Below are 26242 nucleotides of genomic sequence, written 5' to 3' on the forward strand. Positions count from 1 at the left end.
AGGGCGATCGGGTGGGCGGGAAAGGCCGTCCGGTCCAGGCTCACGTACGTGAGAGTCGTGCCTCCGGATTGCCCGACTCCGCGTTCTCCGAGAGGTACATCAGGTCGTCGCCCTTGGGGCGGAGGCGGACCGTGTGGGTGTTCTTGGTGCACTGTGCGGCGCTGTCCGGCCGGCCCTTGCCGCGGGCCACGATCTCGTTCTGCGACACCGACTTCAGGGTCAGGTCCACCGCGCAGACTCCGCCCAGTTGGTCCGTCTGCGTCATGACCGCGAAGCGCTCGCCCACCTTGCCCTGCTCCACCTTGAGCCGGAACGTGCCCATCGGGACCGCGCCGTTCGCCGCGACCGCCTGGCCTTCCCAGGTGCCGCGGTAGGAGGCCGGGACCTTGCCCGCGTCGTCGTCCGATGTTCCGCCGTCGCCGGGCTGGTCGCTCGCCGTGGCGGCCGGGGGCTGCTGCGGGCCCGCGTCGCTCGACTTCTCGCCGTTTCCGGGGAGCAGCCCGAACACGAAGACGGAGCCCACCGTCACCGCGGCCAGCGCGCCCGCCACGCCCAGGACCAGGGTGCAACTGACCTTGCGGCCACGCCCGTCGGACCCGCTCGGCGTCGATGTCGCGGTGGCCGAGAACCTCACCCGGCCGGGCTGCCGACTGTCCGGTGCGGTCTCCGACGCCTGCGTCGGGACGTAGGCCGCCGCCGGCATCGGTGCGTACGACGGGTCCGGCGGGCCGAAGGAGCCGCTGCCCACCGCCGGAGCGGCGAACGGCACGGGGCCCGACGGCTGCTCCGCGACCCCGGCCCCGTCCGTCTCCAGGTCGAGGATCCGTACGGCGCTCCGGCTCACCCGCTCCACCAGCGGGCCCGGCAGCCATCCCGCCGCCACAAGACCATCCGCTCCCGCGGGCGCCAGACGCCGGGCGATCTCGGCCGGGGCCGGGCGCTCACCAGGGTCCTTGGCCAGGCACTGCCGGGCCAGATCGCGCAGCTCACCCGTCAATGAGCCGAGATCCGGCTCCTCGTGCACCACCTTGTAGAGGAGCGCAGCCGAGGAGTCACCGGGGAACGGCGAAGACCCCGTCGCCGCGTACACCAGGACGGCGCCCAGCGAGAACACGTCCGCCGAACCCGCGACGCCCCTGCCGAGGATCTGCTCCGGCGCCATGTAGCCGGGCGAGCCGACGGAGACTCCGGTCGACGTCAGCGAGGCCGTGCCGTCCGTCGCGCGTGCGATGCCGAAGTCGATCAGGCGGGGACCGTCCATCGTGAGCAGGACGTTCGACGGCTTCACGTCACGGTGGACGAGGCCCAGGCCGTGTACGTGGGCGAGCGCCTCCGCCAGGCCCGCCACCAATACGCGTACGGAGTGCGCGGGCAGCGGGGACAGGTCCCGTACCGCCTCCGCCAGCGAAGGACCCGCCGCGTACCCCGTGGCCACCCACGGAACCGCCGCCTCCGGGTCGGCGTCCAGGACCGGCGCCGTCCAGTCGCCGCCCACCTTCCGCGCCGCGTCCACCTCGCGCCGGAAGCGGGCGCGGAACTCCTCGTCGAGCGCGAAGTGCGGATGGACGACCTTCACCGCGACCGTACGGCCACCGGAACTGCGCCCCAGGTAGACCCGGCCCATACCGCCCGAACCCAGTCGGCCGAGCAGCCGATAGGGCCCGATGGCGGTCGGTTCGCCGGGATCGAGCGGGTGCATGACGAAGGCCTCCCCCGAACGCGCCGCACGGACGCGGCCACTGTCTGAAGCTCAGCTCAGGGTAGTCCGCGGCCATCACCGGCGGCCCCGGCCGTTGGCCCGGCTAGCACGGCAGGGCTTGCGGTGGCTGCCCCGCCCGCGGCCTTCGGTCAGGCGGGGTGCGGCTCCAGCAGCTCCACCTTGACGTCCGCCGGGAACCCCGTCGTCTCCCCCACCCTGCGCGCGAACTCCTCGACGCCCTTCAACTGCGCGCTCCCGAACCGGAAGTCGAGCGTCGTGAAGTACTGCTCCAGGACGGTGGCGTCGAAGGCCTCCCAGCGTGCCGCCTGCTCGGCGACCTTGCCGACCTCCTCCAGGGAGAGGTCCCGCGAGGCGAGGAACGCCTTGTGCACGGCGTGCACGACCTCGGGCTCGCGCCGCGCGTAGTCCCGCCGGGCCGCCCAGACCGCGAAGACGAACGGCAGACCCGTCCATTCCTTCCACATCTGGCCCAGGTCGTATACGTCGAGACCCAGCCGCGGGGCGTCGATCAGGTTCGCCCGCAGCGCCGCGTCCCCGATGAGCACGGCGGCGTCCGCCTCCTGCATCATCACGCCGAGGTCGGGCGGGCACGTGTAGTAATCGGGCTGCACGCCATAGCGCTCGGCGAGCAGCAGCTGCGCCAGGCGCACGGAGGTGCGCGAGGTCGAGCCGAGCGCGACCCGCGCGCCGTCCAGCTGGTCGAGAGGCACCTGCGAGACGATCACGCAGGACATCACCGGGCCGTCGCAGCCGACCGCCAGATCGGGGAAAGCGACGAGATCGTCGGCGTTCCTGAGGAACTCGACGAGAGTCACGGGTGCGATATCGAGATCGCCCCGCACCAACTGCTCACTGAGCTTCTCGGGGGTGTCCTTCGTGAGCTCGAAGTCGAGCAGCGTTCCGGTGCGCGCGAGGCCCCAGTACAGAGGCATGCAGTTCAGGAACTGAATGTGGCCGACGCGCGGCCGGGGGGTGCGGTGATGGCCGGGGGGCTGATCCGCGCCTGCCCCGGCGATGGTGTCAACGGGAGAATTGTCCACATCGGGGAGGCTAGCCCCCTTGCGGTACGGTGCGGAAAGCGGGGCCTCGTTCCCGCCCTTGTCAAGAGCTTTCGACCTGGTACGTCAACCCCTCTGGGGGGTCCGTCAAACATCCGGGTGACGTGATCTTGCCCCCTATTGCATTCGGCTGCCTGCGTGCTAAGCTCGCCGCAAGTTGCAGTTTGGTTTCCCTTGCAGTACAGAGCCTGCGGAGCATGTAACCCGCAGGCTCTCGTCGTTTTCAGACTTATGCAGTTGTTTCAACAATCGCAGGTTCTGGAGCAGGGCAACCCTTTGGCCCAAGGAGGGCTTATGGCTACCGGAACCGTGAAGTGGTTCAACGCCGAAAAGGGCTTTGGATTCATCGCCCAGGAAGGCGGAGGCCCCGACGTCTTCGTCCACTACTCCGCGATCAACGCAAACGGCTTCCGCTCCCTTGAGGAGAACCAGGCCGTGAGCTTCGACGTCACGCAGGGCCCGAAGGGTCCGCAGGCGGAGAACGTCACCCCCATGTAGTGGGGCGCCCCATGCGAATGGGGCGTGTGACAGTTCCGGTGACTTGATCCGGACATGGATAGCAGTACCCAAGGGGCCCTGCCTTTCCGCGTGAGCGGGGGGATGGGGCCCCTGCCTTTTTCTGGCCCCTGGGCCTTTTGCGGGGTTGGGGGGGTGGGGTCGGGGGGGTTTTCTCTCTGCGGGTGGTTTTGGGCTGGGCGCGCAGTTCCCCGCGCCCCTTCGGGCGCAGTTGCCCGCGCCTCTTCGGGCGCGGTTTCCCCTGGCTACACGTGTTGCATGATCAGGACGAAGGTTGTGTTCGGGGTCAGGGCCTCGTAGAGGTGGGGGACGTCGCCTCTGTACGACATGTAGTCGCCGGGCGCCAGTTCCTCCGGGGCGTCGATCGGGCCCGCCAGCAGGCGGCCCGTGGAGACGATCAAGTGCTCCACGGACCCCGGGATGTGCGGCTCCGACTCCCGTACCGAGCCGGGCTCCACCGCCCCGTGGTAGATGTCGCGCCGGACGCCGGAGGGCCCGGGCGAGAGCAATGTCCCCGCGTACGACGCCTGTTCGGCGTGCATGGTCGGGCCCTCGCCCGCCCGGATCACCGTCACGGGGGGCGCCGGTGACTCCACCAGGACGCTGAACGGCACGCCCAGCGCGACGGCGAGGGCCCACAGCGTCTCGATGCCCGGGTTGCCGGTGGCCGCCTCGAGCTGGGAGAGCGTCGACTTCGCGATCCCGGCCCGCTTGGCCAGCTCGGAGAGCGAGATCCCCGCCTTGGTGCGCTCGCGGCGCAGGGCGGCGGCGACCCATTCGCGGGGGAGGCCGGCGGGGGCGGCTGCGGCCCCTCCGTTACCGGCAGGCGCTGGCGCTGGCGCTCCGGAAGCTTCGCCGTCGGTCATTGCTCGCGCTCCTTCGCCCTGGCTGTCGCCGTAGCGGCGTTCATTCGGTCGTTCGCTGTAGCGGACCATTCGTTCGCCTTGACGAACGCGATCCCCTCCAGTCATCGTACTCCTATGCGTTCGTCACACCGAACAGAAAGCCCGCCAGAGCGAACGAACGAAGGTTTCGTCCGCCTCTCCCACCTACCTCGCGGCGTCCTGCGCGACATCGCACTCGTCTGGCTCGCCGACGCCGTCGTCGGTGTCTCCTTCGGCGCGATCGCCGTCGCGGGCGGCCTGCCCGTGTGGGTGCCCGTCCTGATGTCGCTGCTCGTGTACGCGGGCTCCGCCCAGTTCAGCGCGGTCGGCATCCTCGCCGCGGGCGGCGGCCCGGTGGCCGCGGCGGCGACCGGCCTGCTGCTCAACTCCCGTACGGCGGCGTTCAGCCTGGCCGTCGCGGACAGCCTGGGGCGCTCCCGGGCCGCGCGGTTCCTCGGCGCGCATCTGATCACCGACGAGACCGCGGCCTTCGTCCTCGCCCAGCCGGACCAGAAGCGCCGCAAAGCCGCGTTCTGGATATCCGGGCTCGGCCTTTTCGCCGTATGGAACGTCAGCGTTCTGGGCGGCGCGCTCGCCGGGTCCGTCATCGGCGACACCGCACGCTTCGGGCTCGACGCCGCGTTCCCCGCGGTGCTCCTCGCCCTGGTCCTTCCCGCGCTGCGCGCCGACAGCATGACGCGGCGGGCGGCAGCCGCGGGTGCCGTGATCGCGGTGGCCGCCGCGCCCGTGCTGCCCGCCGGGGTGCCGGTGCTGCTTGCCCTGCTCGGGCTGCTGGCGGCGCGGCGCGGGCCCGGGCCCCGGTCCAGGTCCGGGCCCAGGTCCGAGTCCGGGTCCGGGTCCAGGTCCGGGCGGGCCGTCGGCCGTCGTGGACCGAGCCGTACCGCCGCCCCCGGGAGTGACTCGTGAACGCCTACCTCGCCTGTGTCCTCGTACTCGCCGCCGGAACGTACGCCTTCCGTCTCGCGGGGCCCCTGCTGCACGGGCGCGTCGAACTGCCCGCTCGCCTCCAGGAACTCCTGACCGTCGGGGCCACCGTCCTGCTCGTCGCTCTGCTCGCCACCGGCGCGCTCACCGAGGGGCACGGCTTCGCTGGTTGGGCTCGGACGATCGGCGTCCTGGCCGGCGGGGTGCTTGCCTGGCGGAAGGCCCCGTTCGCCGTGGTCGTGGTGGGCGCGGCGGCGGCTACGGCGTTGTTGCGTCTTGCGGGGGTGGCTTGACCGGCGCCGGATCGTGCTTCTCGGGCGGGCTCGTGTCCTGCCGGTACGTCCCGTACAGGCCGTCGATCACCTCCGCGTACCGCTCCGTCACCGCCCGCCTGCGCACCTTCAGGCTCGGCGTGAGCAGGCCGTCCTCCACCGTGAAGTCCTCGTCGAGGAGGGCGAATCCGCGGATGCGGGCCGGACGCGAGACCTCCGCGTTGGCCGCGTCCACCACGTCCTGGACGAGGGCGCGGACGCGGGGGTCCTGCGACGGCGGCTCGGCCGGCGTCACGCCCTCCCGCTCCGCCCAGCCGCTGATCTCCTCCGCGTCCAGCGTGATCAGGGCGACGGGGTAGGGGCGGTGGTCGCCCACCATCACGGCACGGGACACGAAACGGGAGCGCTGGAGGGCGAGTTCAGTCAGTGACGGGGTGAGGTTCTTGCCGCCGGAGGTGATGATCAGGTCTTTCTTGCGGCCGGTGACGCTGAGGTAGCCGTCGGCGTCGAGGGCGCCCAGATCGCCGGTGTGCAGCCACCCTCCGTCGTCCAGGGCTTCGCGGGTGGCGGCGGGGTCCGCGTGGTAGCCGGGGAAGACCATCGCGCCGCGGGCGAGGATCTCTCCGTCGTCGGCGATACGGACCTCGCAGCCTTCGACGGGGCGGCCGACCGTGCCGTACCGGACCGCGCCGGGGTGGTTGAGGCTGATGACGCCGGCCGACTCGGTCATCCCGTACCCCTCGAAGAACGCGATCCCGCAGGCCCGCAGGAAGTCGATGACGTGCGGCGCGATCGGGGCGCCGCCGGTCAGCGCCCACCGCACGCGCCCGCCGAGCGCCTGCCTCACCAGGCTGTAGAGGGCCTTGTCCGCGGCCTCGTACGCGTCCCGGAGCTCGGGCGGCAGGGCGCCGTCCGCCGCGAGGACTCCGATGCGTATCGCCTCCTCGAAGCGTTCGCGACCCCCTTCCTGCGACTCCGCGAGGGAGAGCACGACGGAGTACACCTTCTCGAACAGCCGGGGTACGGACGGCAGATGCGTGGGCTTGGCCTCTGCAAGCTCGGCTACCACGTTCTCGATCTTCCCGCCGTAGAAGCAGAGTTCGCCGCCCTGTACGAGGGTCGTGAACTCGATGAGCTGGGCGAGGAGGTGGGCGAGCGGGAGGTAGAGGTACGTGGAGTCACCGGGGCCGCCCTGGATCAGGGGCAGCGTCGCGGACTGAACGGCACCGAGATTGCCGTGGGTGAGCAGGCAGCCCTTGGGCAGGCCGGTGGTGCCGGAGGTGTAGGTGATGGTGGCCGGGTCGGCGGGGGTACGGGCCCGGGCGCGGGCCAACAGGTCGGTGGGTGGGGGTGGTTCGGTGGGCTGGGGTGGTTCGGTGGGCTGGTCGGGGGTGGTGAGTCGAACGCCTTCGGAGCCCTGCTCGTGGGGGAGGCTCGGGCTCCCGTCAGCGTCCCGCGCACGGTCAGCGCCCTGCTCACCACCCCCGCCCACCACGCACTCCGTCAACACCAGCACATGTCGTACGTCGGGCAGGGCGGAGCGCAGGACGTTGATCTTTGCCGCCTGTGTGGCCGTTTCGACCAGGACGACCGAAGCCCCTGAGTCGCCGATGACCCACTCGACCTCCTCGTCGCCCGCCGTCGGGTAGACGGGGACGACCACCGCGCCTGCCGCGAAGGCGGCGAAGTGGGCGTAGGTCCACTCGGGGCGCGTCTCCGCGAGGATCGCCACGCGGTCGTTCGGGCGGACGCCGAGTGTGAGGAGCCGGGTGCCGAAGTCCCTTACGCGGGCGCGTAGTTCCTCGTACGAGATCACCTGCCACGCCCCGCCGCTTTCGGACACCGTGGACCTGAAGCGGAGGGCGGGCAGCTTGCCGTGGCGGTCGGCCGCCCACTCGGTGAGGACGGCCAGGGTCTCGGGACGCTCCGTCGGCTGCATGCGTACGACGCTAGGGACACCGCGGCCCGTCCCGGGATGACGGGAAGCGTCAGCGGGATTGACCGGGAAGCTCAGCGCGGCGCTTCCGAACACGCGGGAACGCGGCGCTTCCGAACACGCGGGAACGCGGCGCTTTCGAACACGCGGCGTCGAGTTCGAGAAGGGGACTGACGGGGGAAGGTCACCCCATGCCGAGCCGGACCATCACCGTCCACCACGTCCGCGCCATGCTGCACGGCGCCGAACGCCACGGAATCGACACCGTCCCGCTGCTCCGCACCGCCCAGATCCCGCCGCTCCTCCTCGGCGACGACCGGGCCCGCATCACCGAGGTGCAGTTCGCCCGCCTCTTCCGGGAGCTGTACCGCGCCACCGGCGACGAATTCCTGGGCCTCGGCTCGGCCGCCAGCAGGCCCGGCACCTTCGCGATGATGTGCCACGCGTCCATCGGCTGCCGAGACCTCGGCGCCGCCATGGAGCGGGCGGTCACCTTCTACGGGCTGTTTCCCGGCGGCCCCGACCTCACGCTCGAGCACCGCGGCACCGGCAGCGCCGTCTTCGCCGTACGCAACGACCTCGAACACGACTACTTCCTCGCCGAGTGCCTCGTCATCATCTGGCACCGCCTGTGCAGCTGGCTCATCGGACGCCGCATCCCGCTCCACTGGGCCGAGTTCGGGCACCCGCCGCCCCCGCACAAGGACGAGTACGGGCTGCTCTTCGGATGCGCAGTCCGCTTCGGCGCGCCACGGACCGGCGCCGGGTTCGACGAGCACTGGCTGTCCGCACCGCTGATCCGGGACGAGGCGGCGCTCGACGGGTTGCTGAACCGGGCGCCGTTCGATCTGCTGTCACGGCGCGAGTACGGGACGACGGTCGCCGAGCAGGTGCGGCGCGCCCTGGCCCACGCGCTGCGCACCTCTCCCCGCCTGCCCACCCTCGGCGAGATCGCCGCCCGCCTCGCGATGAGCCCCGCGACGCTGCGGCGGCGCCTCGCCGGGGAGTCCACCTCGTACCAGCGGTTGAAGGACGCCGTGCGGCGCGACGCGGCGATAGCGGGGCTCGCCGAAGGCTCGGAGCCGATCGCCGAACTGGCCGCGCGGCTCGGCTTCTCGGAGGACACCGCCTTCCACCGGGCCTTCCGCCGGTGGACGGGAACCACGCCCGGCGCCTACCGCTATGAGAACCGGGGTCAACAAAGCTGAGCGCTCCCGCCAGCGCCGGACTTACCCGCCCATCACTACGGTCGTCGCCTGCACACCCCAGCCACTGAGGACAGTTGGGAGAGCCGCATGCACGTTCGTACCAGCGCAAGAGCCCTGGCCGTGGTGGCCGCGCTCGGTCTTTCGGCCGCCGCCGTGCCGGTCACGGCGCAGGCCGCCCCGGCGGAGGATGCCGCGGCGGAAGTTGCCGCGCCGGGTGACCTGATCAGCTCCGCGCCGAGCAGCTTCCACCCGCTCCCCGGCCAGCCGACCAACACCAAGGCCTGGAAGATCAACTACCGCTCGACGACGGCCAAGGGCGAACCGAACACCGTCTCCGGCACCGTCATCGTGCCGCAGGACGGCCGCAAGGGGCCGCGCCCCCTCGTCACGTACGCCGTCGGGACCATCGGCATGGGCGACCACTGCGCCCCGAGCGCCGGCTTCCCCAAGGGCACGACGCTCGAAGCCAACCTCATCCAGCAGCTCACCCTGCGCGGCTGGGCGGTGGCGGTGACGGACTACGAGGGCCTCGGCACGCCCGGCGACCACACCTACACGGCGGGCAGGGCCGCCGGGCAGGCCATGCTCGACGCCGCCCGCGCCGCGATCCGCCTGCCCGAAGCGGGGCTCGGCGCGGACACCCCGGTCGGCATCATGGGCTACTCACAGGGCGGCCAGGCCTCCGGCTGGGCTGCCGAGCTGCACGGTTCGTACGCCCCCGAGCTGAAGGTGAAGGGCACGGCGACCGGCGGCATACCGGGCGACCTGATGAAGGTGGCGGACTTCAACGACGGCTCGTACGGCTCCGGCCTGATCTTCATGGCGGCGATCGGCCAGAACGCGGCCTACCCCGAACTGAACCTGGAGTCGTACCTCAACCCCGCCGGCAAGAAGCTGATCGGCATCCTGCGCAACAGTTGCGTGGCGGACGGCGCGGTGCTCGGCGCCTTCAAGAAGATCTCCGACATGACGGTGAAGAACCCCCTGGACCAGCCCGACTGGCAGCAGCGCCTGCGCGAGTCGACGGTCGGCACCCGGGCTCCGGACACGCCGGTGTACCAGTACCACGTGATCACCGACGAGCTGATCCCGTACGGCGTGGGCAAGCAGGTCCGCAAGGACTGGTGCGCCAAGGGAGCGAACGTGGAGTGGCACACGGTCCCGCTCGGCGAGCACGTCTCGGGGGTCATCACACAGTCCCCGCTGGCGATGAACTGGCTGGCGGAACGCTTCGCGGGGAAGCCGGCGCGGGGCAATTGCTGACCGGTCTGGTGTGAGGGCGGTGCGGGGCAATTGCTGACCGGCCGGGTGTGAGGGCGGCGCGGGGCAATTGCTGACCGGCCGGATGTGAGGGCGGTGGCGTGTGACGGTCCGCGAGGTCCGTCACACGCCGTCGCTCAGATCGACGCCGCCCGCTTCACCGTCGCCGCCCGCCCCATCGGGGCCGCCACCGCTACGTCCACGTCCACCTCCACCGGAATCCACAGCTCCGCATCCGCGTGCGCGCCGTCGTCCGAGAGGCGGGCCCGCAGGATCTCGGGACCGGGCCTGCTCCGGTACGGATTCGACGGGAACCACTGCGTGAACACGTCCCGCCACAGATTCTGCAGCGTCTGCGGGAAGGGCCCCGCGCTCTCGAAGACGGCCCAGGTTCCGGCCTCGACGGCGAGCGACTGCATGTCATCGGGCACGTCCGCGCTGGTCACCACGCCCTGGTAGTAGTCGAGTTCGGTCCCCTCGGCGCGGCTCTCGTCCAGTTGGTCGCTCACCGAAACAAGCCCCTGCGGCTCCTGGTCCCGGTCCTGGTCCGGCTGACCCTGACCCTGATCCGACAGGCTCTCGATGCGCCGCAGCGTCTCCTGGCCGATCCCCCGGATGAACTCGGCGATGTGCGGATTCACGCCCTCGTGGACGAGCGGGACGCGCGCCTTCCTCCCGACCACCCGGAACGCGTCCCTCTCCACGACCCTGTACCGCATGCTGCTGCTCCCCTCGACGACGAGGCGAAAGGACATCCGCGGCTGGGAGTGCAGCGTCGCACCGCCGCGTCTGGCCTCGCCGGGCCCGACCCCGTGCATGGCACGGAACGCCCGCGCGAAGGCCTCACCCGACGAGTAGCCGTACCGCACGGCGATATCGAGCAGCGTCCGCTCCCCGGCAAGCACCTCGCCGCCCGCGACGGTCAGCCGCCTGCGCCGGATGTACTCCGACAGCGGCAGCCCCGCGAGGCCGGAGAACAGCCGCCGGAAGTGGTACTCCGACGTCACGGCCGTCCGCGCCAGCTCGGCCACGTCGATCGGCTGATCGAGATGGCTCTCGATCTGCTCCATGGCCTGGTTGAACCGCTCAAGCACCCGGCCTCCCACCCTTTCGTTCTCTCGTTCTCTCGTTCTCTCGTTCACGACTAGCGGCGGGGCGCCCCGTACCAGCGCCAGGAGGTCGGGCGCGGGTGGCCGAGGAGGTCGGCGCGGCCGGTGGCCCAGAGCAGGGTGGGCCAGGGGTCGGTGTCGTGCGGGGCGTCCGGGAAGAGGCGGACGAGTACGCGGGCGCAGATGTCGGCCGGGGGCGCCCACGCCAGGCCCAGGCCTTCGGCCAAGTCGTGGGTGTGTACGAGGGTTTCGACGATGCCCATCGCGGCGAAGCCCTCGGGGTCGGAGATGCCGTAGCCGTGGTAGGCGCGGGTCGTCTGTGGCGCCGCACGGACCATGGCGATCAGCAGCGCGCCGCTGGCTTCCAGGACCTGGAGCAGCCCGGCGGGGCCCGCGGTGCGGTTCGCGTGGATGGCGTTGGAGGGGCCGCCCGGCCTGCGGGGCTCCCATATGAAGGGCACCTCGCCCGTCAAGGGGGGCTGCCGGGGGCCGAGTTGAGCCGCGTACGCGAAGAGGTCGTCGCTCAGATGCTCCACCGTCTCCCAGCAGTCCCACTCCAGCGTGCCCGCCTTGCCGTCCCAGGCCGTGGCCGGCGCGTCGCGGAGGGTGGTGAGGGCGAGCTGGACGGCCCGGTCGAGGTCGTCGGCGGTTACGGGGGCGGGCGTGGGGGCGTCTTCGTCGGCTTGTCGGCGCATGCGGGAACGGTAGCCGCGCGACAGCCGCTGCCCCCAGCGATATTCACCGGCCGGGGCCGGCCCCGGCCGGCCGAAGCGTGGGGCTCACGCCAGGCGCCCCGCCGAGCGCGGCGCACGGACACACCGCCGCCCGCCTCCGCAGGCGCGGCCACAGGCGCGGGCGCACCACCGCAACCCGGCCGGGGCCGTGCCGTATCTGCGGTCAATGCAGGAAAGTCCCGCCAGAACAGGCCTTCTCGCGGCCCTGCGCGGGACTTTCCTGCAATCCGTCTCTCCCCTGCCGGGGCCCCGGCAGGGCTCAGCTCCGGCCGTCCCTCGGCAGTAGCCACGCCGCCAGCGCCGTCGTCCCGCACAGCAGCAGGCCCACCGCTACCAGCGCCTCCCGCATGCCCGGCACCGAGAAGCCCGTGCCGCCCTCCGTCGCGAGGAGTGCGCCGAAGAGGGCCACCGCCATCGCGCCGCCCGTCTGACGCAACGCGTTGAGCAGGCCGGAGGCCGTGCCCGCGCGGTGGGCGGGGACCGCGTCCATCAGGAGGGCCGTCAGTGCGGGGACCGCGAACGCGCCGCCCATGCCGGTCGGGACGAGCAGGACGAGGACCAGCCAGAGCGGGGTGTCCGCTGCCAGGGGCAGGAGCACGAACATCGCGAGGGCGAGTACCGCCTGTCCCGCCACGATCACCCGGCGGCGGCCGATCCGCTCCGCCATGCGCGGCGAGACGAGGTTCGTGGACGTGATGATCACCGCCAGAGGCACGAACATCAGGCCCGCAGCGATCGCTGACATGCCGCGCAGCTGCTGGAAGTAGAGGCCGAGCAGGAAGACGATCCCGTAGAAGCCCGCGTTGACGGCGAAGCCGATCGCCAGCGAGACGGCGACCTTGCGCTCGCGCAGCAGCCCGAGCGGGACCATGGGCGCCGCGTGCCGCTTCTCGGCGGCGTGGAAGCCGAGGCCCGCCGCGACGGCGAGGGCGGCGGCGCCGAGCACCGGCGCGCTGGTCCACCCCAGGTGCCCGCCCTCGATGACGGCGAACGCGAGACCCGCGAGGGCGAGTACGGCGGTTGCCTGGCCTGTGAGGTCGAGGGGCGCGGGACGGCGCGGGGAAGGTGCGGTGCGGGCGAGCAGGGCGAGGATCACCGCGCCGAGCGGCAGGTTGAGCAGGAAGACCGCGCGCCAGCCCGCCGCCTCGGTGAGTACGCCGCCGAGTACGGGCCCGGCGGCCATGGCGACGGAGCCGCCGACCGTCCACAGGGCGATGGCGCGGGCCCGGCGGCGCGGGTCGTCGTACGCCTGGCGGATCAGCGCGAGCGAGGCGGGCATCACGATGGCCGCGGCCCCGCCCTGCGCCACGCGGGCGGCGACGAGGGCACCGATGCCGGGGGCGAGGGCGCAGGCGAGCGAGGCGAGGGTGAAGAGACCGACACCGCAGACGTAGGCACGCCGTGCGCCCGCCCGGTCGGCGAGGGCTCCCGCGGAGAGCATGAGAGCGGCGAACATCAGCGTGTACGCATCCACGACCCACTGCAGACCCGCCATGCCGCCGTGCAGGGAGGTACGAATCGCGGGCAGCGCGATGTTCACGGCGGACACATCGACGGTGATGACGGTAAAGCCGAGGAGGGAGGCGAGGAGGGCGAGGGCGGGGGCGGGGGCCGAGGGAGCGCAGGCGGACGCGGAGGGGCCGGACGCGGCCGAGTCGGGGGCGCAGGCGGCCGAGGCGGACGCCGAGCGGGCGGAGGTGGCCGAGGCGGACGGAGTGGGAGGGGGCGGCATGTTTGGGGAACTCCTGTGATGCGGGGTGATCGGGTGGGTGGGTGGGGGAAGCCGCTTCAGGCTCCGCCAGATCCCCCGCCCCCGGCAGACCGCAGCGTTCCTGGCCCTGACACGGCCCCCCACGCCCCGCCCCCGCCGGGGACAATGGATGAATGGCGAAAGCAGAGGGCACGGAACTGGGCCGGTACCTGCGGGCACGACGCGCGCAGATCAGCCCCGCCGACGCAGGCCTCCCGCAAGGGACGGGCCTGCGCCGCACCCCCGGCCTGCGCCGAGAGGAGCTCGCCACCCTCGCCGGGGTGAGCGTCGACTACTACACGCGCCTCGAACGCGGCCGCGAGAAGAACCCCTCCCCCTCGGTCATCGACGCCCTGGCCCGCGCCCTGCGCCTCAGCGGCGACGCCCACGAGCGCATGCACGAGCTCGCCGAACTGGCATCGGGCCGCCTCACGGAACCGCACCCCACCCCGGGAGACACGGTCCGCCCCAGCGTCCAACGCATGCTGGACAACCTGAGCCCGTACCCCGCGTACGTGATCAGCCGCCACAGCTACATGCTGGCCGCGAACCCGGCGGGCCGGCGCCTCATGCCGGGCCTCTGGGACTGGCCGGCGGAGAAGCGCAGCGTCACGCGCTATGTGTTCCTCCACCCCGTGGGCCGCGTGCTCTACCGCCCCTGGGAGGAGACCGTCGCCAAGTCCGTCGCGCACCTGCGCGCGGTCGGCGGCGTCGACGTGGACTCCCCGCAACTGACCGCCCTGGTCGGCGAACTCCTGCTCAAGTCGCCGGACTTCGCCCGCCTCTGGGAGCGCTACGACGTGAAGGAACGCGGGGGCGGCACCAAGTCCTTCGACCACCCGAAGGTCGGCCCGATGACGCTCACGTACGAGGTGATGAGGCTGGCGAGGACGGACGGCCAGCGCCTTGTGGCCTACCAGGCCGAGCCGGGCAGCGCGGACGAAGAGGCGATGCTGCGCCTCGACCCGGCGGCCCGCGCTTTCCGCTAGCCGCCGCCCACCGCCGCTACCCGCTACTCCTCTTCCTCCACCCCGCACGAGCTCCCGTTCGCCGGCATCTCCCCGTACAGCAGGAACCCGTCCACCTTCTCGCGCACGCACTTAGACCCGGCGTAACCGGTGTGCCCGTCGCCCTTGTTGTCCAGGACGACGGCCGCCGAGCCGAGGCGCTTCGCGGTCTCCTCGGTCCAGCGGTAGGGCGTGGCCGGGTCGCCGCGGGTGCCGACGAGGAGGAACTCGGGGCTCTTCACGTCGCGTACGTCCTCGCGGATGTAGTCCGTGCCGGCGGGCCGCCCGAAGCAGAAGAGGACCGGCATGAGCATCGACTTGCCGAAGATGTCGGAGGTCGACTCGAACTCCTTCTGGAGCTTGGTGACCTCCTTCTCGACGTTCTTCTCGGAGGGGCGGTCCGGGTCGTCCGCGCAGTTCACGGCCATGAGCGCGGCGGCCATGTTGTCGGCGGGCACGTCCTCGGGCGCCCGCCCCGGCGTCCGGACCGGCGTCCGGCCGAGCACCTCCGCAAGCCCGTTGGCCGGAGTCTGCTGGGCCAGGGAGCCGCCCATCCGCAGCAGCGCGCGCGGGTCGCCGTCCGCGAGAAGGGCGCCGAGGGCCTGCGAGAGCGCGGGCCACGACTGCCTGCTGTAGAGCGCCTGCCCGAGTATGTCCACGACGTCCTGACCGGTGAACTCCCCGCCGTCGGAGGACTGGAGCGGATATGAGTCGAGGCCCTTGATCAGTTCCGACATATGCTCACGGGCGGCGCGTGAGTCCGTGCCGAGGACACAACCCGCGTTGTCCGTACACCATGTGGTGAAGTTGTCGAGCGCGGTCTGGCGCCCCTCGGCGCTGACCAGCGCCTGCTCGGCGACGTCCTCGGTCAGCGTGTCCACACCGTCGAGGACCATCCGCCCGACGTTCTTCGGGAACTGCGCCGCGTACACGGAACCCAGCCGCGTCCCGTACGAGAAGCCCAGGTAGTTGAGCTTCTTGTCGCCGAGCACCTGCCGCATGACGTCCAGGTCGCGCGAGACGTTGACGGTGCCGACGTACGGGAGGACGGGACCGGACTCCTTCTTGCAGGCCTCGGCGATCTTGCGCATCTGGTCGAGCATGGCCCCGGCGTCGTCGGAGCCCCCCTTGACCTCCGGGTCGTCCGCGCCGGCGTCGTTCCCGCAGCTGACGGGCGAGCTCTCGCCCACGCCGCGGGGGTCGAAGGAGACCACGTCGTACCCCTTGCCGAGGTACTCGAATTCCTTCTGCGCGTTCAGCAGCCCCGAGACACCGGCGCCGCCGGGCCCGCCGAAGTTCAGCAGGAGCGAGCCGCGGGGCTTGCCGCTGGACTTGATGCGGACCATGGCGAGCTTGATCGTGTCGCGCTTCGGATGCGCGTAGTCGAGGGGAACCGTGATCTTGCCGCACTGGATGTTCTTGTCCTCGGGGACGGTCGTGGCATCCGAATCGGCGACGAGCAGGCCTGCCCCGTCCCCTTCGCACGCGCCCCAATCGATCTTCTGCGAGTAGTAGCGGGAGAGATCGGGTGAGGGCGAGGGTGAGGGCGAGTGCAAGGGCGAGGATGCGGCCGCCGCGCTCTCGCCCGGCAGCCAGGCCCCTGCCCCCATGACGGCCAGCGCGGTAGCGCCGGCGAGCGCAACAGCTCTGCGCACGGCAACCTCCCAGGGTCGGCCCCTCGATCACCCTAAGGGCGGGACAGCGCCCCCGCCCGTTCAGGTGACAGGGAGTAATGACCGTCCCCCTACGGCTACCTTGCGTGTCCGTACAAGTTTTCGATGTCCGCCGCGAAGTCCCGCTCGATGGCATCCCGCTTCAGCTTCAGGGACGGCGTCAGATGGCCGCTCTCCTCCGTGAAATCCACGGGCAGTACGGCGAAGCGGCGGATGGACTCGGCGCGGGAGACGAGCTTGTTGGCATCGTCGACGGCGCGCTGGAGGGTCTCGCGCAGTTCGGGGTCGTCCACGAGACCGGGGCCCGTGTGCGCCTTCTTCTTCATGCGGCACCAGTGCGCGATGCCGTCCGCTTCGAGCGTGATCAGGGCGGTGATGTAGGGCCGGGCGTCGCCGACCACCATGCACTGGCCGATCAGCGGGTGGGCGCGCAGCCAGTCCTCCAGCGGGGCGGGCGTCACGTTCTTGCCGCCGGTGGTGATCAGGATGTCCTTCTTGCGGCCCGTGATGGACAGGTAGCCGTCGGCGTCCAGGGCGCCGATGTCCCCGGTCGCGAACCATTCCTCCGTCGCGGGCACGGCACGACGGGCCTGCCCGTCCCAGTACCCGCCGAAGACCTGCCCGCCGGCGAGCAGCACCTCTCCGTCGTCCGCGATCCGCACACGGGTGCCGGGCAGCGGCCAGCCCACCGTGCCGAGGCGCGGCTTCAGGGGCGGGGTCACGGTCGCCGCGGCCGTGGTCTCGGTGAGGCCGTACCCCTCGAAGATCTCGATGCCCGCTCCCGCGTAGAACGCGGCGAGGCGGCGCCCGAGCGGCGAGCCGCCGCAGATCGCGTAGCGCACCTTGCCGCCGAGTGCGGCGCGGATACGCCGGTAGACGAGCGGGTCGTACAGCGCGCGGGCCATCCGGAGGCCGAACGACGGGCCGGGTCCCGTGCCGTGCTGCCGCGCCTCGACCGCCTCGCCATAGCGGACGGCGATACGGGCCGCGCGGTCGAAGGACGAGGCGCGGCCCATCTTCTCGGCGGTGGCGCGCCCGGTGTTGAAGACCTTCTCCAGGACGTACGGGATGGCGAGCAGGAAGGTGGGCCTGAAACCCCCCAGGTCACCCAGCAGGTCCTCGGTCTGAATGCTGGGCGCGTGGCCGAGCCGTACCCGTGCGCGCAGACAGCCGACGGCGACCATGCGCCCGAAGACGTGCGAGAGCGGCAGGAAGAGCAGCGTGGACGCGGGCGCCTTGCTGACGGACTTGAAGACGGGGTGGAGCAGTTCGATGGCGTTGTCGACCTCGGCGAAGAAGTTGCCGTGGGTCAGGACGCAGCCCTTGGGCCGCCCGGTGGTGCCGGAGGTGTAGATGAGCGTGGCCGGGGAGTCGGGCCCCAACCCGGCGCGCCGACCCTCGACTTCGGCGTCCGATATCCCTTCGCGCCGCCCCAGCTCGGCGAGCCGCCGCACGTCGCCCTTCTCGAAGGACCACAGGTGCTCAAGGTCGGGTATCCGGTCCCGCTCGGGCCCGAGGGACGCGGCGAGCGCGACGGTCTCCACGGCGAGGGCGACGGCGCCCGAGTCCTGGAGTATCCACCGGGTCTGATAGGCGGAGGAGGTCGGATAGACGGGCACGGTGACGAGCCCCGCCGCCCAGCCCGCGAAGTCGAGCAGCGTCCACTCGTACGTCGTACGCGCCATGATCGCGAGCCGGTCGCCCGGAGCGAGGCCCTCGGCGATCAGCCCCTTGGCGACGGCGAGGACCTCGTCGGCGAACTCCGCGGCCGACACGTCCCGCCACCGCCCGTCCTCCCCCTTCCGGGAGAGCACGGCTTCGGCGGGGGCCTCACGGGCGTTGTCGAAGGGAATGTCGGCGAGGGACCCCTCGCGGACGGCGGCGGCGAAGGCCGGTACGGAGACTTCGCGCACGACGCCGTCGAGGTGCCGCAGGTGGGGTTCGACGAGGACGGGTTGCGGGGGGACGGGCGGCATGGGGGCGGCTCCTTGTGCGGGTGGGGTTCAGCCTGTCCGGCGTTCGGGGACGAACTCGGCGAATCCGGTGATCAATGGTGCGCGGGGGCCGGCGGAGCCGGCTTCGGGGAAGGGGCGGGCCCGGGGAGTCGACGGCGAGTCGTCACCCCGGCTCGGGAGCGGCCCTCACTCCCGCTCGAGAATCGCCGTCACCCCCAGCCCACCAGCCGCGCAGACAGAGATCAACCCGCGCCCGGGAGTCCCCCGCTCGGCGAGCAGCTTGGCCAGGGTGGCGACGATGCGCGCGCCCGTGGCGGCGAACGGGTGTCCCGTGGCGAGCGAGGACCCGGCGACGTTGAGCCGGTCCCGGTCCACGACCCCGAGGCCCTGCTTCTCCCACGCGGCCAGCGTGGCGAGCACCTGCGAGGCGAACGCCTCGTGGATCTCGACGAAGTCGAAGTCCGCGAGCCCGAGCCCCGCCCGCTCCAGCATCCGCGGCACGGCGTACGCGGGCGCCATCAGCAGCCCGTCCTCTCCCCCGACGACGTCACCGCCGATGAAGTCGACCGCGGCGCTCTCGTACGCGCTCAGATAGGCCTGCGGTTCGTGCCCGCGCTCCCGCGCCCACTCCTCGCTCGCGAGCAGCGTGAGAGCGGCGCCGTCCGTCAGCGGGGTGGAGTTCCCGGCGGTCATGGTGGGGTCGGCCCGGTTCACCCCGAAGACGGGCTTCAGCTTCGCGAGCTTCTCGACGCTCGATCCCGGCCGCAGATTCTGGTCCCGGTCGAGACCGCGGAACGGTACGACGAGCCCGTCCAGGAACCCCCTGTCGTACGCGGCGGCGAGCCGCTGGTGGCTGCGGGCGGCCAGTTCGTCCTGCGCCGCGCGCGTGATGCCCCACGCCTGTGCGGTCACGGCGGCGTGCTCGCCCATGGAAAGGCCGGTGCGGGGCTCGGCGTTGCGCGGGATGTCGGGCACGAGGTGCGAGGGACGCACGCGGGCGAGCGCCTTGACCCGGCCTCCGGTCGTCTTGGCGCGGCGCGCGGCGAGGAGGATCTTCCGCAGGGAGTCGTTGACGCCGAGGGGTGCGTCGCTCGCGGTGTCGGCGCCGCCCGCCACGGCCGACTCGGTCTGGCCCAGCATGATCTTGTTGGCGGCGGCGATGACGGCTTGCAGGCCGGTGCCGCAGGCCTGCTGGATGTCGTACGCGGGTGTGGTCGCCGCGAGTCGCGAGCCGAGGACGGTCTCGCGGGCGAGGTTGAAGTCCCGGCTGTGCTTGAGCACGGCGCCGGCGACGAACTCGCTCACGGCGCCCGGCTCCTCCAGGCGGTACCGCTCCACCAGCCCGTCGAGCGCGGCGGTCAGCATCTCCTGGTTGGACGCGGTCGCGTACGGGCCGTCGGAGCGCGCGAAGGGGATGCGGGCGCCGCCGATGACCGCCACGCGGCGGGTGGTGGGCAGTTTCATGTCTCGACCAGCTCCTGACCCTTGAGTAACCTTACTCTGAAGTAAATTTACGACCGAGCTGGGAGTTGGACAATGGCCGACCGCTATCTGAACTTCACGGGCACCGCACCCGGCCGCTTCCTCACCCGGAGGCTCGGACTGCCGCAGCCGTCGGCCCTGCGGCGCTGGACGCCGGAACGCCCGCAGCTTGAAGGAGAGTTGCTGCACCTGACGGCCGGGGAGTCCGCGTACGAGAAGGACCTCGCCTCGATCTTCGCGCGCACGCGTCTGAAGCCGACGGAGAATTCCTCTTCCTCCCGTCCGGCGGCGGCGGTTCTGGACGCAACCGGCATAAGCGACACTCCCGGCCTCGCGCTCGTGCACGCGGCGCTGCATCCCGTGGTGCGCTCGGTGGCGGAGAACGGCCGCGTCGTGGTCCTCGGCGCGCCGCTCTCCCCCTCCGACCACCACCAGGCGGCGGCGCAGCAGGCCTTGGAGGGCTTCGTACGTTCCCTGGGCAAGGAGCTGGGCAGGGGCCGCACGGCGACGCTGGTCCGCATGCGCTCGGCGCCGGCCGCGGAGTCCACACTGCGGTTCCTGCTCTCACCGAGGTCGGCGTACGTCAGCGGCCAGGTGATCGAGGTGGGGGACGCCGAACTGACGGCTCCGGGCGACTGGGACCGCCCGCTGTCCGGCCGTACGGCGCTGGTCACGGGGGCGGCGCGGGGAATCGGGGAGGCGGTGGCGGAAGTCCTCGCGCGGGACGGCGCGCGGGTGGTCGTACTCGATGTCCCCTCCGCGCAGGCGGATTTGGTACGGGTCGCCGACCGGCTCGGCGGGACCGCGCTGCCGCTGGACATCACGGCGGACGACGCCGGGGAACGCATGGCGGCGGCGCTGGCTCCCGGCGGCCTCGACATCCTCGTCCACAACGCGGGGATCACGCGGGACCGCAAGCTGGCCAACATGCCCGCGGAGCGCTGGAACCCGGTCCTGGACGTGAACCTCACGAGCGTGCTGCGCACGACGGACGCGCTGCTCGCGTCCGGGACGCTGAACCGGGGCGGGAGCGTCGTGGCCACGGCGTCGATCGCCGGGATCGCGGGGAACGTGGGGCAGACGAACTACGCGGCCAGCAAGGCGGGAATCATCGGCCTGGTACGGTCCCTCGCGCCGGGCGCGTACGCGGAACACGGGGTTACGGTGAACGCGGTGGCCCCCGGATTCATCGAGACGAAAATGACGGCGGCGGTGCCGCTGTTCATCCGCGAGGCGGGGCGGCGGATGAACTCCCTTGCGCAGGGGGGTCTGCCGGTGGACGTGGCGGAGACGACCGCCTGGCTCGCGGGGGCCTCCAGCGGGGTGAACGGTCAGGTCATCCGGGTTTGCGGGCAGAGTTTGCTTGGCGCGTAGCTGCTTTACGGGGGGGGGCTTACTGGGCCGGGGTTTCTCTCCCGCCCACCCGCCCGTTTGCCCCGTGTCTTTACCTGGGCGAACACGCTCTCCCACCCACCCGCCCGATTGCCCCGCGTTGTTCACACCCGTTCGAAAGGTCCCCATGCTTGCCCCCCTTCTTCTTCGTGGTGCGGTGCTTTCGCCGTTCAAGCGGCCGCGGGCCGATGCCTCGTTGCCCGGTGATCGAGAGACCCGCGGCGGCGTTCGCCCCGATGCCGTGCAGCTCGCCGCCTACTCCCGGCTCGCCGGCTACCCCGCCCCCCAGCACACCCTCCCCCTCCCCTACCCCCACGTCCTCGGCTTTCCGCTGGCCATGCGGCTCATGACCACCCGCGCGTTCCCGCTGCCGCTCCTCGGACTCGTCCACACGTCCATCGAGATCACCCAGCACCGAGCACTGACGACGGACGACAGCCTCGAACTCTCCGTGCACGCAGCCCGGTTGACCCCGCACCGCCGCGGCACCGAAGCCACCCTCGTCACGGAAGCCCGCGTCGACGGCACCCCCGTATGGACGTCGAACAGCACGTATCTCGCCCGGCATCGCACCAGTGACACCAGTGACGCCAGTGACACCGGCGCGCCCGACGCACCCACCGCACCCCGCAAGAGCGACGCCGCCCCCCTCCCCGCCCGCGCCGAATGGCAGCTTCCCGCGGACCTCGGGCGCCGCTACGGCGCCGTCTCAGGTGACCGCAACCCCATCCACCTGCACCCCCTCACCGCACGCGTCCTCGGCTTCCCCCGGGCCATCGCCCACGGCATGTGGACCGCGGCCCGCTGCATCGCGGAGCACACGGAATACGAGACACCCGAATCCGCCCGCGTACAGGTCGACTTCAAGGCCCCCGTGCTGCTCCCGGGCACCGTCACCTATGCCGCCGACGGCCCCGGCTTCGAGCTGCGCGGCGGCGACAGGGTCCACCTCAGCGGAACCCTCCGCTGAGAAGCCGCGCTGCCGCCGCTAGGGAACCCAGCGCCGCCCCTCCATCAGATTCCCGAGGCCCGCCCACGCGAAGTTCATCAGCGTCGCGGCGGCCTCCTTCGCGGACACCGACGCATCCCCGTTCGCCCAGCCGGCGAGCGACTCCGCGGCGCCCACCAACGCCTGCGCCAGGCCCGCCACTTCACGCTCGGCCAGTTCGGGCTTGCGGTGCGCCTCCCGTGCCGCCTCCGCGATCAGCGACGTCACGAACGCCACGATCTCCTCGCGCATCACGGCGACCTCGGCGGCGAACGGCTCCCCTTGCGTACGCGCCTGGTTGTGCAGCACCACCCATGCGTCGGGCCGCTCCGCCGTATGCGTGAAGAAGGCCTGGAGACCGGCCCACAACTGCCGGTCGGCGGAACCCTCGCCGCGCGCCTCCCCGCCTGTCCCGCCGCTCACCCCGGCCCGCACCGCCGCGACCAACGCCGCCGCCTCCCGCCGGATACACGCGGTGAACAGCTCCTCCTTGGAGTTCAGGTACAGATACACCAGCGGCTTCGAGACTCCCGCGACCTCCGCGATCTCGTCCATCGAAGCCGCCCGGTACCCCCGCTGCCCGAAGATCCGCACGGCGGCATCCAGCATCTGCTGCTCCCGCACGGCCCGCGGCATCCGCTTCTGTCGCTTCACCGCCGCACCCCCGGCCTTCACATCGCCCACCCCGGACGCCCGCCTTCCGCACCACCTGTGCCCACAACCTGTGCACAGACCGACCAGCCTACGGTCAGCCCCGAACACTCGGACGGCCGGGCGGCCGGGCGAGCGAGGGCCGCCGCGAGCTTGGCGCCTGACCCGATCAGGCACGCGACAAACGTGCCCCGCACCCGGAACGAATCCAGGTGCGGGGCACGCTCGGTACGAGCGGGGGGACGTCAGGCGGCGACAGGCACCGACTGCCGCTCGTCGGCGGGAGCCTCGAACTCGTCGAGCGGCGAAGCCGACGCGTGCTCGTAGGCCTCACGGTCCAGGATCTTCTCGCGGGCCGCGACGATCACCGGCACGGCCGCCTGACCGGCCACGTTCGTAACCGGACTATAGGTATGTACGTTGAACAGTGCGCAGGTTAGTCGTCCAAGACCTCAGGGGTGGGGCATGGCCAAGCCGAAGCGTGTAGGGATCTACGTCCGGATCAGCAAGGACCGCAAAGGTCAGGAGCTCGGCATCCAGCGCCAGGAGAAGGCATGCCGAGAGCTATGTGAGCGCATGGGGTGGGGGGTCTACAAGGTCTACCCCGAGAACGACATCTCGGCATCGACCACGAGCAAGAAGCGCCGCCCGCAGTATGCGGAGATGATGCGTGACGCCCGTGACGGATTGATCGACGGAGTCGTCGTGTATTCGATCGACCGACTGACGCGCCGGATCAGCGAGTTGACCAGCTTCCTGGAGGAGCAGCAGGAGCAGGGGTTCGCCTTCGCCACGACAGAGGGCGAGGACACTCATAGCGCGAACGGCCGGATGATCCTGACCATCAAGGGCGCAGTGGCCCAGCAGGAGACCGAGCGGATGTCGGAGCGCGTGAACAACTCTCTCCTTCAGCGGCGCGAGCAAGGCAAGCCGCACGCTGGTGGCAAGCGTCAGTTCGGGTTCAAAGAGGGCACGCACTTCCAGGAGTTGGACGACGACGAGACGGAGCTCATCCGCGCCGGATACCGGATGCTCATGGACATCACGCCGAAGACTCCAGGCGACGTAGCACGTTCGTGGAATGCATCAGGGGTGACGACACCCCAGGGTGGAGTTTGGACGATCAACGCCGTCAAACGGGTCTTCCGGGCAGAGCGCACCGGAGGCATCGTCACCCACAAGGGACGCGATATCGGTGACAGCATCTACGGCTCCCCGCTCACCCGCGAGCAGTGGGAGAACATCCAAACAGTCCTGGACGGCCGCGCGACTCCGACCGCGCAGGGCCAGGGCAAGCGGAAGCACGTGTACTCAGGGTTCCTCCAGTGCGGGCACTGTAAGTCGACGATGCGTGTCCAGTGGGCGACCATCCAGGGACGCACGTTCCGACGAACGTTCTGCCACTCCGGCCAGCGCAATCCCTACGGGGGGCTCGGCTGCGGGAAGGTCAACCGCAAGTACGAGTGGATTGAGGACCGCTTGAACGAGGTCGTGGAAGCCGCCTTGTCGAAGCGCAAGCCTCAGCAACCATCGGAAACGACAGAGGATCTCTCGGGCGCGATCAGCCTGCTGGAGGACCGTATTCGCGCGATGCGAGGAAGGTGGAAGGCGGGCCAGATGGAAGACGAGGACTACTTCGACTCGCTCACCCACCTTCGCGACGAACTCCAGACACTGCGCACCCGTGAGGCCGCGACGGTCGTACGAGAGTCACGCGCCGAGACGGATGTCTGGTCCGTGTGGCAAGACGACAGCATCGAGAACCTGGAGCGACGCCGGGCGATCGTTGCCAGCGTGATCGACAAGGTCGAGGTATTCAGCATCGGGCAGGGCAGGCGGAAGCCGCCCGAGATCAGTTCCATCAGGATCACGCCGGTCGGCGCAGACGATCAGGCTCCCTCAGGCTGACGGCCCTGGAGCGGTCGGAGGCATACCCATCGACAATCGCCGAGAGGCGAGCGTCGTAGTCCTCCGGCGGCACCCAACGGTCGAGGACCTCCGAAATCCAGTCGGGCAGCGGCGGCGACATCTCATCTGCCATGGGCGCCCTGCCGCCCTTGACGCTCCTCCCACACCAACTCCCGGTTGTGGGCTAGATCATCCGCGACCCCAGCCGCGATAAGGGCCGCACCTGGCGTATGGCCCGCGCCGACGTACCGCCACTGCGCCTCAGCGACCATGCCAGCCACGCCCTCGTCCGGCTCGCCATGCCCCTCGTGCTCTGCTCGGTCAGCACGCAGCGCCGCGTAAGTGGTGGAGTAAGCGCGGGACTTGGTCAGGATGTGACCGCGGTAGCCAAGGGTGTGGGCCCACGCTCGCAGGTGCAGCGGCTCGTACTCGGGCAGCCCGCCGAGGCGCCAGCAGGTGCGCATGAGGGTCCGGACGTGGTCTGTCACCGGGACCATGCCGATGTCTGCCCAGGCTGAGATCCGGTGATCGGTTCCAGCGCCCGTCTCGCTCGCACCCTTGGAGACGTACTTCGCGACGTACGCGGCTACAGCGTCGTCGTCCGGTCCCGTGCCGCTGGAGTGCAGTGGGCGGGTGTCGACCTGGACGCCCCAGCGCAGGGCGAGTTCACCGATGGCGGGGCTGTAGGGGGTGCGGACCAGGACCCGGCTCCCGGAAGCGCGCACGGCATCCGCGAGTTGGCCGACCCTTCCACAGGCCGGGGGTTCGTCGTCAGGTCCGGCAGGGCCGTCGAGGCGGACGACCGCGTGGACGTGGACTGCGGCGCGCTTCTGGTACTCGGCGACGCGGGCGAAGGACAGGCGTGCGTGATCGGGGAAGCGTGATTGCACGAGGCCGGCAGAGGAGGCGAGGTGTCGGCGGACGCCGATGACGAAGCGGTCCCAGAGCTTGCCCGCGTGTGCGTGCCACAGAGCGTGTGCCGGGTAGTCGTAGCAGTCGGCGCAGAGGGGTTGCCCGACGAGTGCGTCATCCGGACCGTGCGCGGTGGCACAGCCGAGGGGGCGCCCGTGCTCGCACTCTCCTCCGTCGCGGCGGGGGCGGCAGCGCTCCCCGGCCCGGTGTACGGGCCCGAAGGAGGGGGCGGTGAGGGTGATGAAGAGCCGGGGTCGGTCGCGGACCGTGGAGGGGACGTTCTTGCCGCCAAGGAGGCCCGCGCGGACGAGGTGGAAGGTGTCTCCGGCATGGAGTCTGGAGCAGGGTGCGCAGACGGTCGCGCGTCGGTTGCGGCAGCGGACGGAGAGCCGTTCGCCGGGTTCGTTGCGGGTGTCGTAGTGCCGCAAGATCACGCCGGTCGTTGCATCCAGGGTGGTGGTCGAGCCAGAGAGGTGGATCGGGTGGGTACAGCCGCCCGTGGCAGTGATCTGTTCCAGCCAGCGGGGGAACTTGGGGTCTTGGGCGATGCGGATGGCGTCACGGTCTGCTTCGGAGAGCTGACGCAGGCGCGCCGCGCGGTCGAGGGCGGCGCGCCTGTCAGCCGGGGTGAAGTCCGGGGTGATGGTGGGGACCTTCCGGGGTGGGCCGCCGAAGCGGCACGGTTGATGGGTGGTGGCGCGTGGTCGTCCATGGGGTTCGCTCCTTGCTCGGTCAGGTGGTGCGGATCGTGCTCAGCGGATGGTTCCGGCGCCCCGACAGATGCGGCAGCGGTGGCGCATTCCGGTCCAGGTCCTACGGGAGCCTTCGCCCTTGCAGTTCGGGCACCTCACGCGACTCATGGGCATGTCTCGGTCCTTCCTG

The 26242-nt window shown here is 71.2% G+C and carries 21 protein-coding genes and 1 pseudogene; 9 read left to right on the forward strand and 13 right to left on the reverse strand.

What is annotated here, in order from left to right; genetic code table 11:
• Positions 1 to 40 precede the first annotated feature (40 nt).
• Both IE226_RS35955 and IE226_RS35960 read right to left on the reverse strand, forming a co-directional pair.
• The gene (locus IE226_RS35955; protein ID WP_190085686.1) at positions 41 to 1699 is read right to left on the reverse strand and encodes a serine/threonine-protein kinase; all 1659 of its coding nucleotides are present in this window, start codon (positions 1697 to 1699) and stop codon (positions 41 to 43) included.
• A gap of 149 nt (positions 1700 to 1848) precedes the next feature.
• Positions 1849 to 2736 (reverse strand): menaquinone biosynthetic enzyme MqnA/MqnD family protein, encoded by an 888-nt coding sequence (locus IE226_RS35960; protein WP_268251308.1) that lies wholly within the window; start codon positions 2734 to 2736, stop codon positions 1849 to 1851.
• A 336-nt stretch (positions 2737 to 3072) separates the two neighbouring features.
• Between IE226_RS35960 and IE226_RS35965 the strand changes: the two genes are divergently transcribed.
• Entirely contained in the window at positions 3073 to 3276 is a 204-nt protein-coding gene (locus IE226_RS35965) for a cold-shock protein (RefSeq protein ID WP_006138897.1), read from the forward strand.
• Positions 3277 to 3539: 263 nt separating this feature from the next.
• Here IE226_RS35965 and IE226_RS35970 read toward each other — a convergent pair whose 3' ends face one another.
• Positions 3540 to 4160, reverse strand: a complete 621-nt coding sequence (locus tag IE226_RS35970) for a helix-turn-helix domain-containing protein (RefSeq protein WP_190085688.1) — start codon at positions 4158 to 4160, stop codon at positions 3540 to 3542.
• Between the two features lie 114 nt (positions 4161 to 4274).
• On the opposite strand from IE226_RS35970, the gene IE226_RS35975 reads away from it, so the two are divergent.
• Complete coding sequence (locus tag IE226_RS35975; RefSeq protein ID WP_190085689.1) at positions 4275 to 5105, forward strand: AzlC family ABC transporter permease; 831 nt, start codon at positions 4275 to 4277, stop codon at positions 5103 to 5105.
• Positions 5102 to 5416 carry an AzlD domain-containing protein gene (locus IE226_RS35980; RefSeq protein WP_190085690.1) on the forward strand — a complete coding sequence of 105 codons (315 nt, stop codon included), beginning with the start codon at positions 5102 to 5104 and terminating at the stop codon, positions 5414 to 5416. The genes IE226_RS35975 and IE226_RS35980 overlap by 4 nt, the downstream gene beginning before the upstream one ends.
• Here the strand turns inward: IE226_RS35980 and IE226_RS35985 are convergent.
• Complete coding sequence (locus IE226_RS35985; protein WP_190085691.1) at positions 5382 to 7334, reverse strand: AMP-dependent synthetase/ligase; 1953 nt, start codon at positions 7332 to 7334, stop codon at positions 5382 to 5384. The genes IE226_RS35980 and IE226_RS35985 overlap by 35 nt on opposite strands.
• Positions 7335 to 7522: 188 nt before the next feature.
• On the opposite strand from IE226_RS35985, the gene IE226_RS35990 reads away from it, so the two are divergent.
• Positions 7523 to 8539, forward strand: a complete 1017-nt coding sequence (locus IE226_RS35990) for an AraC family transcriptional regulator (protein ID WP_190085692.1) — start codon at positions 7523 to 7525, stop codon at positions 8537 to 8539.
• Between the two features lie 87 nt (positions 8540 to 8626).
• Entirely contained in the window at positions 8627 to 9802 is a 1176-nt protein-coding gene (locus IE226_RS35995; RefSeq protein ID WP_190085693.1) for a lipase family protein, read from the forward strand.
• A gap of 134 nt (positions 9803 to 9936) precedes the next feature.
• On the opposite strand, the gene IE226_RS36000 is transcribed toward IE226_RS35995, so the two are convergent.
• The 3 genes from IE226_RS36000 to IE226_RS36010 all read right to left on the reverse strand — a co-directional run bounded on the left by IE226_RS36000 (position 9937) and on the right by IE226_RS36010 (position 13374).
• Entirely contained in the window at positions 9937 to 10893 is a 957-nt protein-coding gene (locus IE226_RS36000) for an AraC family transcriptional regulator (protein WP_190085694.1), read from the reverse strand.
• A 50-nt stretch (positions 10894 to 10943) separates the two neighbouring features.
• Complete coding sequence (locus IE226_RS36005; protein WP_190085695.1) at positions 10944 to 11603, reverse strand: hypothetical protein; 660 nt, start codon at positions 11601 to 11603, stop codon at positions 10944 to 10946.
• A 298-nt stretch (positions 11604 to 11901) separates the two neighbouring features.
• A complete protein-coding gene (locus tag IE226_RS36010) occupies positions 11902 to 13374 on the reverse strand; it encodes an MFS transporter (protein WP_190085696.1) in 1473 nt (490 codons plus the stop codon).
• A gap of 152 nt (positions 13375 to 13526) precedes the next feature.
• Here IE226_RS36010 and IE226_RS36015 point away from each other — a divergent pair, with 152 nt between their 5' ends.
• Positions 13527 to 14381 (forward strand): helix-turn-helix transcriptional regulator, encoded by an 855-nt coding sequence (locus IE226_RS36015; protein WP_190085697.1) that lies wholly within the window; start codon positions 13527 to 13529, stop codon positions 14379 to 14381.
• 23 nt (positions 14382 to 14404) lie between these two features.
• Here IE226_RS36015 and IE226_RS36020 read toward each other — a convergent pair whose 3' ends face one another.
• From IE226_RS36020 to IE226_RS36030, 3 genes are all read right to left on the reverse strand, one after another.
• Positions 14405 to 16054: an alpha/beta hydrolase gene (locus IE226_RS36020; protein WP_229871755.1), complete on the reverse strand. Its 1650-nt coding sequence runs from the start codon at positions 16052 to 16054 to the stop codon at positions 14405 to 14407.
• Between the two features lie 95 nt (positions 16055 to 16149).
• Complete coding sequence (locus IE226_RS36025; RefSeq protein WP_190085698.1) at positions 16150 to 18048, reverse strand: AMP-dependent synthetase/ligase; 1899 nt, start codon at positions 18046 to 18048, stop codon at positions 16150 to 16152.
• 165 nt (positions 18049 to 18213) lie between these two features.
• On the reverse strand, positions 18214 to 19491 hold the full coding sequence (locus IE226_RS36030; RefSeq protein WP_190085699.1) for an acetyl-CoA C-acetyltransferase: 1278 nt from the start codon (positions 19489 to 19491) through the stop codon (positions 18214 to 18216).
• Between the two features lie 72 nt (positions 19492 to 19563).
• Between IE226_RS36030 and IE226_RS36035 the strand changes: the two genes are divergently transcribed.
• Entirely contained in the window at positions 19564 to 20883 is a 1320-nt protein-coding gene (locus IE226_RS36035; protein WP_190085700.1) for a 3-oxoacyl-ACP reductase, read from the forward strand.
• Positions 20884 to 21028: 145 nt separating this feature from the next.
• Entirely contained in the window at positions 21029 to 21871 is an 843-nt protein-coding gene (locus IE226_RS36040; protein ID WP_190085701.1) for a MaoC/PaaZ C-terminal domain-containing protein, read from the forward strand.
• 18 nt (positions 21872 to 21889) lie between these two features.
• Here the strand turns inward: IE226_RS36040 and IE226_RS36045 are convergent, their stop codons facing one another.
• Both IE226_RS36045 and IE226_RS36050 read right to left on the reverse strand, forming a co-directional pair.
• Positions 21890 to 22525: a TetR/AcrR family transcriptional regulator gene (locus IE226_RS36045; protein WP_190085736.1), complete on the reverse strand. Its 636-nt coding sequence runs from the start codon at positions 22523 to 22525 to the stop codon at positions 21890 to 21892.
• Between the two features lie 260 nt (positions 22526 to 22785).
• Positions 22786 to 22938 (reverse strand): annotated as a pseudogene (locus IE226_RS36050) (dicarboxylate/amino acid:cation symporter); the annotation flags it as partial.
• Positions 22939 to 23005: 67 nt separating this feature from the next.
• Between IE226_RS36050 and IE226_RS36055 the strand changes: the two are divergent.
• Entirely contained in the window at positions 23006 to 24448 is a 1443-nt protein-coding gene (locus IE226_RS36055) for a recombinase family protein (protein WP_190085702.1), read from the forward strand.
• Between the two features lie 122 nt (positions 24449 to 24570).
• Here the strand turns inward: IE226_RS36055 and IE226_RS36060 are convergent, their stop codons facing one another.
• The gene (locus IE226_RS36060; protein WP_190085737.1) at positions 24571 to 25947 is read right to left on the reverse strand and encodes a replication initiator; all 1377 of its coding nucleotides are present in this window, start codon (positions 25945 to 25947) and stop codon (positions 24571 to 24573) included.
• Positions 25948 to 26242: the final 295 nt, after the last annotated feature.

The sequence above is a fragment of the Streptomyces longisporoflavus genome (genome assembly GCF_014649775.1).
In the GTDB taxonomy this organism is placed as follows: domain Bacteria; phylum Actinomycetota; class Actinomycetes; order Streptomycetales; family Streptomycetaceae; genus Streptomyces; species Streptomyces longisporoflavus.